Source organism: Streptomyces sp. NPDC045022 (assembly GCF_056432605.1).
The window spans coordinates 418,910-428,218 of sequence record NZ_JBWKIR010000001.1; the positions used below are offsets into that span (position 1 = coordinate 418,910).

Here is a 9,309-nt window from a genome sequence, read left to right on the forward strand (position 1 = left end):
ACCCCGGCTTCACCGAACGCCGGTCCACCGACCCCGGCTTCACCGAACGCCGGTCCACCGACCCCGGCTTCACCGAACGCCGGTCCACCGACCCCGGCTTCACCGAACGCCGGTCCACCGACCCCCGGTCCACCGACCCCCGGTCCACCGACCCCCGGTCCACCGAACGGCCCGCGCCCGGTCGGTCCGAGGCCGTCTCCGGCCGGCCTCCCGCCGCTGGCCGACCCCGGCGCACCGGCCGGCACCGGCTCACGGTGGCCGCCGTCCGGCAGCTGCCCGGGAACGCCGTCGCCGTCACCCTGGACGTGCCCGACGCCCTGCGGGACACCTTCGCCCACCGGCCCGGCGAGCACGTCCTCGTCCGGCATCACCGCGCCGGCGCGGAGCTGCGCCGCAGCTACTCGGTGTGCCCTCCGCCGGACGATCCGGGCGCTCTGCGCCTGGTGATCAAGCGGGGCGCCCCCGACGGCTTCGGCGTCTACGCCATGACCGGCCTGGCACCCGGCGACGTCCTCGAACTCTCCCCACCCGCCGGTGCCTTCGCCCTCCCGGAGCGGCCCGGCGCCCATCACGTGCTGATCGCGGGCGGCTCCGGCATCACCCCGCTCGCCGCCATGGCGACGGCCGCGCTGCGCGAGGACCCGGACTGCCGTGTCTCCCTGGTCCACTCCGTGCCCACCGCCGCGGACGCCCTCCTCGCCGACGAACTGGCCCTGGTGAAGGACACGTTCGTCGACCGGTTCACCGTCCTGTACGTACTCACCCGCGAGGAGCGGGACAACAGTCCCCTCACCGGACGGATCGACGGCGGCAGCCTGCCCCGCCTGCTGGCCGCGCTCGATGCCGAGCCCGGCCCCGGCACCACGTTCGCCCTGTGCGGCCCGGGCGGCCTGGTCACCACGGTCCGGCAGGCACTCATGGACCGGGGAGCCGACCCGGCCCTCGTCCGCTCGGAGCAGTTCACCCTCGGCGCCACCCCGCCCACCCCGCCCACGCCATCACCACCTGCCGGCCCGAGCCCGTCCCCGCACGGCACCCGCGTCACGGCGCACTACGACGGCCGCCGCCATGTGGTCACCGCGCGGCCCGAGGACACGGCCCTCCTCGACACGCTGCTGCGCCGCCACCCCGACGTCCCCTACGCGTGCCGCGAGGGCTTCTGCGGCAGCTGCCGGGCCAAGGTCCTGTCCGGCCGGGTGGCCACCGGGCCTCAGCACGCCCTCGACCCCGCGGAACTGGCCGCCGGCTACACGCTCGCCTGCCGGGCCCGGCCCCTCGGTCCCGCGGTCACCCTCGACTTCGACGCATGACCCGGCACACACCGGCTCCGCCCCGGCAACACGACTGCCCGACGAAGGAGAAGACGATGACCACCCCCCTGCGGCACGACGGCAGGACCGCCCTGGTCACCGGAGGCAGCCGCGGCATCGGCCGGGCCATCAGCCGGCGTCTGGCCCACGAGGGTGCCCTGGTGGCCGTCCACTACGGACACGACCCGGCCGCGGCCGAGCGCACCGTCAAGGAGATCGAGACGGACGGCGGGCGCGCCTTCGCCGTCCATGCCGAACTGGGCGTCCCCGGTGACGCCGACACGCTGTGGGCGGCCTTCGACCGCGCCCTGGCCGGCCAGGACACCCGCCCCGGCCTGGACATCCTCGTCAACAACGCCGGCATCACCGTCCCACGGCGGATCGCGGACGTGACCGAGGCCGACTACGACCGGGTGTTCGCCGTCAACACCAAGGCGCCCTTCTTCATCGTCCAACGGGGCCTGGACCGGCTGCGCGACGGCGGCCGGATCGTGAACGTCTCCTCGGTGGCCACCCGCGTCGCCTTCCCGGCGATCATCGCCTACACCATGACCAAAGCCGCCCTGGACTACCTCACCCTGGCCCTCGCGCAGGAACTGGGTCCGCGGGGCATCACGGTCAACAGCGTCGCCCCCGGCTACACGGAGACCGAGATCAACCCCACGCTCAGCATCCCGGAGATCCGCCGGCGGTACGCGGACGCCTCCGTGTTCGGCCGGCTCGGCGCCCCCGCGGACATCGCCGACGTCGTGTCCTTCGTGGCGAGCGACGACGCCCGCTGGGTGACCGGCCAGTGGATCGACGCGTCCGGCGGCGTCCACCTCGGCGTGTGAGACCCGAGCCCTTCCCGCCGCGCCGCCCACCGGCCCACGCCCCGGCCGAACGACGGCAGCACTAGGAGACACACACCATGAACGACACCACGTCCGCACTCGCCCGAGAGGGCGCGGACGACTCCCTGACCCAGCCCTTCGCGGGTGCCAGCCCCTACGACGCCTATGTGCACGCGTCCGTCCTCAACACTCTGCAGCACCCCCTCACCGAGGCCCCCGACGAGATGGGGTTCATCATCACCACGCAGGTGATGGAGCTGTGGTTCACCCTCGTCGTCCACGAGTGGCGCATGGCCGGCACGGCCTTCGCCAAGGACGACCTGGACGCCGCCATGGACGCCCTGACGCGCAGCCGGCGCGCCCTGACCGCTCTCAACGCGTGCTGGGCACCACTCGCCACCCTGACACCCCATCAATTCAACGGCTTCCGGGACGCGTTCGGCAACGCGTCGGGATTCCAGTCGGCCATGTACCGCCACATGGAGTTCCTCCTCGGCGACAAGTCCCCGTCGATGCTGCGCCTGCACCAGGGCGACCCAGCCGTGCACCAGGCACTCAGCGAGACACACCGTGAACCGTCCCTGTACGACCAGGCGCTGGGCTACCTGCACCGGCAGGGACTGCCGGTCCCCGACCACGTCCGGGAGCGGGACCTGACCGCCCCCTACAGCGCGGACCCGGGCGTCGTCGAGGTGTGGCGGCGGATCTACTCCGGCCCGCAGCACCACCCGCACGTCGCCCTCGGCGAACTGCTCACCGACATCGCCGAACTCGTCCTGCGCTGGCGTTTCGACCACGTCATGGTCGTGCGCCGCGCCATGGGCGCCAAGAGCGGCAGCGCCGGCTCCACCGGACTCGCCTGGCTCGAACAGCGGGCGACCCGGCCGGTCTTCCCCGAACTGTGGGAGGCGCGCGGTGCCATCTAGGGTGATCTCCGCCTTCGCGGCCGAGGAGGAGAAGCGGGTCCTCAGCCTGAAACCGGTCCTGGCTCCCGTGCACGGGCGGTACGGCGACCACCCGCACCAGGCCTACGACGCCTGGCCGGCCGAGGACCCCGGCGCGCCGCTGGTGATCCTGCTGCACGGCGGATACTGGCGCTACGACCGCATGCATCTGACCCCCTTCGCGGCCTACCTCTCCCAGCAGGGCTTCGACGTGCTGCTGCCCGGCTTCCGCCGGTCCGGCGGCGCCGGCGGCTACCCGGAGACCTTCGACGACATCGCCCGGATCGTGGACACCCTGCCCGAGGGACGGCCGTACGTCCTGGCGGGCCACTGCTCCGGCGGCCATCTCGCCCTGTGGTGCGCGGCCCGCGGCCTGCTGCCGGAAGGCTCGCGCTGGCACACCTCCCTGCTGCCGACGAGCGTGCTGGCGCTCGCGCCGATCACGGACCTCACCGCCACCCGCCGCGACGACCTCAGCAACGGCGCCGCCCTGCAACTCCTCGGCGGCGAGGAGGTCTTCGCGGAGCGGTTGCCCGCGGTCGATCCGCTCACCCTGTTGCGCGGCGCACGCACGACCGGTGTGCCGACGGTGCTGCTGCACGGCGCCGTGGACGAGGAGGTCCCGCTCACCCAGTTCGCCGACTACGCGGCCGTACACGACGACCTGAGAACCGTCGTGCTCCCCGGGACGGGCCACTACACGCTCATCGAGCCGGGAGCGCCCGGCGCCCGCGCGGTCGCGGACACCCTGTGGGAGATGTCGGCCGCCTTCGGCGCCCGGCGACCCGACACCGGCTCCGACTCCGACTCCGGGAAGGCCACCCAACCGTGACGACGGTCCCCACCGCACTCGACGAACGGGCCGCGCGAGCCGACGCGGCCGACGTCCTCGCCCCGCTCGCCGAGCGGTTCCTGCTCCCCGACGGGCTCGTCTACCTCGACGGCAACTCCCTGGGCCCGCTGCCCGCCGCCGTACCCCCGGCCCTGGCCGACGCCGTGACCCGGCAGTGGGGCACCGACCTGATCGCCTCCTGGAACGACAACGGCTGGTGGGACGCACCGCTCCGGATCGGTGACACCATCGGCCGCCTCATCGGCGCCGCACCGGGCCAGACGGTGGCGGGGGACTCCACCAGCGTCCAGCTGTTCACCGCGCTCACCGCGGCCACCGCGCTGCGCCCCGGCCGTCCCGTGCTGGTCACCGACCCGGACCACTTCCCCACCGACCGCTATCTGGCCGAGTCGGTCGCCCGCCGCCGCAACACCCTGGAAGTGCGCCGGATACCCCCGGCCGACCTGGAGGCCTTCCTCGCCGCGGAGGGCGACCGGGTCGCCGCGGTCAGCTACGCACCGGTCGACTTCCGCAGCGGGGAGCTGTACGACATGGCCACGCTCACCGAGGCGACGCACCGCGCCGGCGCCCTCGTGGTCTGGGACCTGTGCCACGCCGCCGGCGCCATGCCGATCCACCTCGACACCCTGGGGGTGGACTTCGCCGTCGGCTGCGGCTACAAGTTCCTCAACGGCGGCCCGGGGGCACCCGCCTACCTCTACGTCGCCCGTCGCCACCACGCTGCCCTGGAAACCCCCCTGACCGGCTGGACCGGCCACGCGAACCCCTTCGCCATGCAGCGGGACTACACCCCCGCACCCGGCGTCGCCCGCGCCCGCATCGGCACCCCGCCCATCCTCTCCATGCTCGCGCTGGAGTCGGCGCTCACCGTCTTCGAGGGCGTCGACCTCGCCCAGGTCCGCGCCAAGAGCCTGTCCCTGACCGGCTTCCTCCTCCACTGCACCACGGAACTCCTCACCCCCCTCGGCGTCGAACCCGTCACCCCGTCCGACCCCGCCCGCCGCGGCAGCCACGTCGCCCTGCGCCACCCCCACGCCCACGGCCTGACCCATGCCCTGGCGGACCGAGGCGTGATCATCGACATGCGCGCCCCGGACCTTCTCCGCTTCGGCGTCAACGCCCTCTACACCACCCACCGCCAGCTGCTCACCGCCGCCCACCATGTGCGGGACATCCTCCGCGACTCGGCTTACGACCCTGCCCCGTCCCGGACGGGCCCGGTCACCTGAGCCCGCCGTTCACGCCCTGCGCTGCCGCCTGATCGGCTCTCCCACGCGGTGCATGTGTGTCAGGGCCTCGCGGTAGGACTGGACCAGTCCGGTCTCGTGGTACGGCACCCCGATCTCGGCGCAGTACCGCCGCACGATCACCCGGGCCCGACGGAGATGCACCGTGGGCATGCTGCGCCCTCCGGCAACCGGTTCCTCATGAACGGTGAGCGCAGCGCCCGCACCCGCGCGACGTGCAGGTTGATGCCCTCCAGGGTCAGCAAAGGGAAGAACAGCAGTGCCTGGTGACCACCGAGGAGGCGAGCCAGGCCCCGGCTGGCGCGGGCCTGTTCGGCGGACCACACCAGGATGTCCGGGGCGACATCAGGGTCGAGATCCTCGTGGTTGGGATGGGCCGTGGTGGCGGGTGTGCTTGTTCATCCACCACCCGTAGCTCATGCCGATACCGAGATTCCCGAACAGCCGTCCTCCGATGTCGCTGTGCCGGCGCCGCCGGAAGACCTGCCGGTGCGCCAGATCGTGCGCCACGAGCGCGACCTGCCCGAACACCAGAGCCAGAAAGGCGGCCACGACCAGTTGCCACCAGGTGTCGCCGAGCGCGAAGAAGGCTCCCCAGCCGGCGGCGAACAGCCCGATCACGAGACCGAGCCGCACCGTGTAGTAGCCGGGGCGCCGCTTCAGCAGGCCGGCCTCGGTGATCCGCCGGGACAGCCCGGCGAAGTCGCTGCCGGCACCGGGGCGCGACGGGCCCGCGTCAGCGGCGCGGCGGCGGGTTGGGACGGAGGCATCGGGAGTTGTCGTCATGCCGGGAATTCTGGAGGCGGCCGTACGACCCGAAGAAGCCTGCCAGCCACCGTATGCGTACGAGGCCCGCCCCACCGACTGCCGGGGGTTTTCCCCCGGGCGGTGGGTCGCGCGGCGTTCGTTCACCCCGAGGCGAACGAACCCGTGGGTGCCGCGACCGCCGTGTGCACGGCGGGCACCGGGTCGTACGGGTTCAGGGCATCGGACGGGACCGATTCCAGGGAAACCCTCTGTCCCACGCCGAAGCGCCGGGCGTAGTCGTAGAAAACGTCGAAGGCGACATGGTCTTCGAGAGCGAATCCCGTGGAGTCGAAAACCGTCCGGGAGAACCGTCCGGGCTGCGCGCGCGACGGGTCGGACACCAGCTCCAGCAAGGTCGGGCCGATGTCCTCGGGGGCGAGCTGCTGGCACTCTCCCTCCCGCAGTGCCTGCTCGAGGTGGTCGGGACAGACGAACGCGTTCTTGAGCACCGCCACCGGGATCTCCACCTTCCCGGGGAGGTCGGCGCCGATCGCGTTGATGTGCACGTGCGGCTTCAGCCCCGCGCCCGTCAGGACGGGGCCCTGGCCGACGTCCACCGAGGTCGCGGTGCAGATGACGTCCGCCCGGGACTCGATGTCGTCCGGCGTGGCCATCCGCACGTCGAGTCCCAGGAACTTCACCCGGTCGGGAAGGGACCTGCTGTGCTCGTCGTCGATGTCGTGGACGAGGACCTCGTCGATGCGCAGGACCCGCGAGAGAGCGTGCAGCTGCGTGACCGCCTGCGCACCGGCACCGATCATCCCGACCACGCGGCTCTCCGGGTGGGCCAGTAGTCCGGTCGCCACCGCCGATGCCGCGCCCGTGCGCATGGCGGTGGGCAGCACTCCGTCGCTGAGCGCCAGCAGATGGCCGGTCTCGTCGTCGAATCGCGCCAGGCTTCCCAGGATCGTGGGAAGGCCGAACACGGCCGGGTTCTCCGGAGCGTACGACACGGTCTTGATCGTGATCGCGCTGCCGACGTCGTGGTGCGGCATCCACTCGAGCACGCCCGTGCGCCGGCTCCCCGTCAGAAATCCCTGCCGGGCAGGGGTGACCGACCTTCCCGACCGTGCGGCCGCGAACGCGCCGCGCAGTCGCTCGATCAACTCGTCCATGATGCGGTCACGTCCGGCCAGGCCGACGATCCGGTGGATGTCGGACTGTCCGAGCACGAGCGTATGGGATTCCACGTCTCTGTCGTCCTTCTCTTCCATCACTCTGCGCCCGTGGGCCGAAGTTCCAACACATCGCTGAGGAAACGCAGTTCGCTCTCCAACGCCGCGACGACATTCGCGTGCCTGGCGAAGCCGTGCCCCTCGTCCTCGAAGAACACCGTGTCGCACCGGATGCCTCGCTCGGTCAGGCGCTTCGCCATCAGCTCGGACTGCTCGGGCGGTACGACTCGGTCCTGCCGGCCGTGCAGGAACAGCACGGGAGCGGAGATCTCGTCGCACCGCTCGATGGGCGAACGGCGCCGGTACTCCTCCGCCGCCTCGGGCCAGGGGCCGACGAGCACGTCCAGCGAACGCTCCTCGAACTTGTGGGTGTTGCCGCGCAACAACCGCAGATCACAGATGCCGAAGTAGCTGACGCCCGCCGCGAAGGTGTCCGAGTCGGCCAGTGCGGCGAGCACCGTGAACCCGCCCGCGCTGCCGCCGCGTACGACCATGCGGTCCGCGTCCACCAGGCCGAGCGCGGCCAGCGCACGCGCGGCGGTGGCACAGTCCTCGACGTCCGCCACGCCCCAGCGCCCGTCCAGCGCCGTGCGGTAGGAGCGTCCCCAGCCGGAACTGCCACGGTAGTTGAGTTCGAAGACGGCGAAACCACGGCTGGTCCAGAAGTGGACGCCGGGCCTGTACTCGGGGAGCAGCTGGGTGGTGGGTCCGCCGTGGCAGACCAGGATGAGCGGCGGCAACGCCCCGGCCGGGCCGGTGTGTTCCGGATGTCTCGGTGTGTGAAAGAGGCCGTGGAGGGTACGGCCGTCCTCCGCGGTGAGCCGGAGCTGCTCCGGGGCCTCGAGCCACTGCGGATCGAGGGCCGACCCGGGGGCGCGGACGACCTCGTGCCGGAACGAGACCGGGTCGATCCGGACGAGCCGCTGGGGCCGGTCGGCCGCCGAGGCGATGGCGTACAGTCCGTGCCGGTTTCCGGCGATCGCCTGGTACCCGGTGTACGGCAGCCCCGTGTCGCGCAGCTCGGCCGCCGGCCCCGGTTCGATGACGGCCAGCCGCTGGACACCGTCGCGGATGACGAGGCAGGCGATACGGCCGTGCTCCAGGAAGCAGTAGGCCGACGGGTCGAGGGTCCACTGGGGCCAGCCGAACTCGGCCCGCATGGGCAGGACCGGTTCGCTGCCGTCGTCACCCAGCCGGTGCAGGTTCCACCAGCCGGTGCGGTCCGTGACGAAGTGCAGGACCCCGTCCGGGCTCCAGTCCGGCTGGAACACCGACTCGCCCTGGCCACCGGCGATCAGCCGGGCGTCGGCGACGGTGCCGTCGTCGCGGAGGCGGCCCAGCCACAGCAGGCTCCCCGTCCAGGGCATGTCCGGGTGGTTCCAGGTCAGCCAGGCCAGCATGGTGCCGTCGGGGCTCGGCCGTGGGGAGGCGTAGAAGTCGTTGCCGCACACGAGGACGGTGGGCCCCTGGGTGCCCGTTCCGTCGAGTCTGACGATGTCGTTGACCACGCCCTGGCCGTCATGACGTTCCCGTACGCAGACCACATCGCCGCCGGTGCCCGGGACGACCCGGAGATCGGCGTAGCGGTGCGCGGCGCCGGGCCCGTGGTCCGGTGTGAGCGGACGGTCCCGCCGGGCGTCGCCGCGGTGGACACGCTGGTCGGCGCCGTTGACATAGTGGACGACGCCGTCGCGCACATGCAGCGCGCCCCCGCCGTACTCGTGCACACGGGACCGTACGTCCGTCCCCTCGCCGGTGACGTCCGCCACCCGGCCGTCGGCCGTACGGCGAACGGCCACGGTGCGACCGGAGGCCGGTCGGCCCTCCAGCCAGTAGAGGTCCGTCCCGTCCAGTTGGAGCGCGCTCATGACGGGCAGGGCGGCGCTGACCGACTCGGCCGTGATCGGGGACGGCCAGGTGCCGAAGGGAAGGGCAGTCCCGGCCGCCACGGGGCTATCCGGCATCGTGGTCCATCGCCTGGCGCAGGCTGAGCGGGCGCATGTCGGTCCAGACCTTGTCGATGTGGGCGAGGCACTCGCTCTTGGTGCCGGTGGTCCCCTCCGCGGTCCAGCCGGCGGGCAGCTCACGGTCGGCGAACCAGACCGAGTACTGCTCCTCGTGGTTCAGGACCACCATGAAC

General features: G+C 72.4%; 10 protein-coding genes. 5 read left to right on the forward strand and 5 right to left on the reverse strand.

Annotated features, from left to right (window positions below):
• The 5 genes from AC07C1_RS01810 to kynU form a co-directional block, all read left to right on the forward strand.
• A partial coding sequence (locus AC07C1_RS01810; protein ID WP_478936223.1) for a 2Fe-2S iron-sulfur cluster-binding protein occupies nt 1-1,310 on the forward strand: 1,310 nt, incomplete at its 5' end.
• Nucleotides 1,311-1,366: 56 nt separating this feature from the next.
• Complete coding sequence (locus AC07C1_RS01815) at nt 1,367-2,143, forward strand: SDR family oxidoreductase (protein WP_478936224.1); 777 nt, start codon at nt 1,367-1,369, stop codon at nt 2,141-2,143.
• A gap of 77 nt (nt 2,144-2,220) precedes the next feature.
• Nucleotides 2,221-3,069, forward strand: coding sequence for a tryptophan 2,3-dioxygenase (locus AC07C1_RS01820; protein ID WP_478936225.1), 849 nt, complete (start codon nt 2,221-2,223; stop codon nt 3,067-3,069).
• Entirely contained in the window at nt 3,059-3,919 is an 861-nt protein-coding gene (locus tag AC07C1_RS01825) for an alpha/beta hydrolase family protein (protein WP_478936226.1), read from the forward strand. Before AC07C1_RS01820 ends, AC07C1_RS01825 begins: the two co-directional genes overlap by 11 nt.
• Nucleotides 3,916-5,169, forward strand: a complete 1,254-nt coding sequence (kynU, locus tag AC07C1_RS01830; RefSeq protein WP_478936228.1) for a kynureninase — start codon at nt 3,916-3,918, stop codon at nt 5,167-5,169. Before AC07C1_RS01825 ends, kynU begins: the two co-directional genes overlap by 4 nt.
• Nucleotides 5,170-5,178: 9 nt before the next feature.
• Here the strand turns inward: kynU and AC07C1_RS01835 are convergent, their stop codons facing one another.
• From AC07C1_RS01835 to AC07C1_RS01855, 5 genes are all read right to left on the reverse strand, one after another.
• A complete protein-coding gene (locus tag AC07C1_RS01835) occupies nt 5,179-5,340 on the reverse strand; it encodes a hypothetical protein (protein ID WP_478936229.1) in 162 nt (53 codons plus the stop codon).
• Between the two features lie 192 nt (nt 5,341-5,532).
• Complete coding sequence (locus tag AC07C1_RS01840) at nt 5,533-5,973, reverse strand: fatty acid desaturase family protein (RefSeq protein ID WP_478936230.1); 441 nt, start codon at nt 5,971-5,973, stop codon at nt 5,533-5,535.
• 122 nt (nt 5,974-6,095) lie between these two features.
• On the reverse strand, nt 6,096-7,184 hold the full coding sequence (locus tag AC07C1_RS01845) for an ornithine cyclodeaminase family protein (protein ID WP_478936231.1): 1,089 nt from the start codon (nt 7,182-7,184) through the stop codon (nt 6,096-6,098).
• Nucleotides 7,185-7,207: 23 nt separating this feature from the next.
• Nucleotides 7,208-9,118, reverse strand: a complete 1,911-nt coding sequence (locus AC07C1_RS01850) for a S9 family peptidase (protein ID WP_478936232.1) — start codon at nt 9,116-9,118, stop codon at nt 7,208-7,210.
• 4 nt (nt 9,119-9,122) lie between these two features.
• Nucleotides 9,123-9,305: an MbtH family protein gene (locus AC07C1_RS01855; RefSeq protein WP_478936573.1), complete on the reverse strand. Its 183-nt coding sequence runs from the start codon at nt 9,303-9,305 to the stop codon at nt 9,123-9,125.
• Nucleotides 9,306-9,309 lie beyond the last annotated feature (4 nt).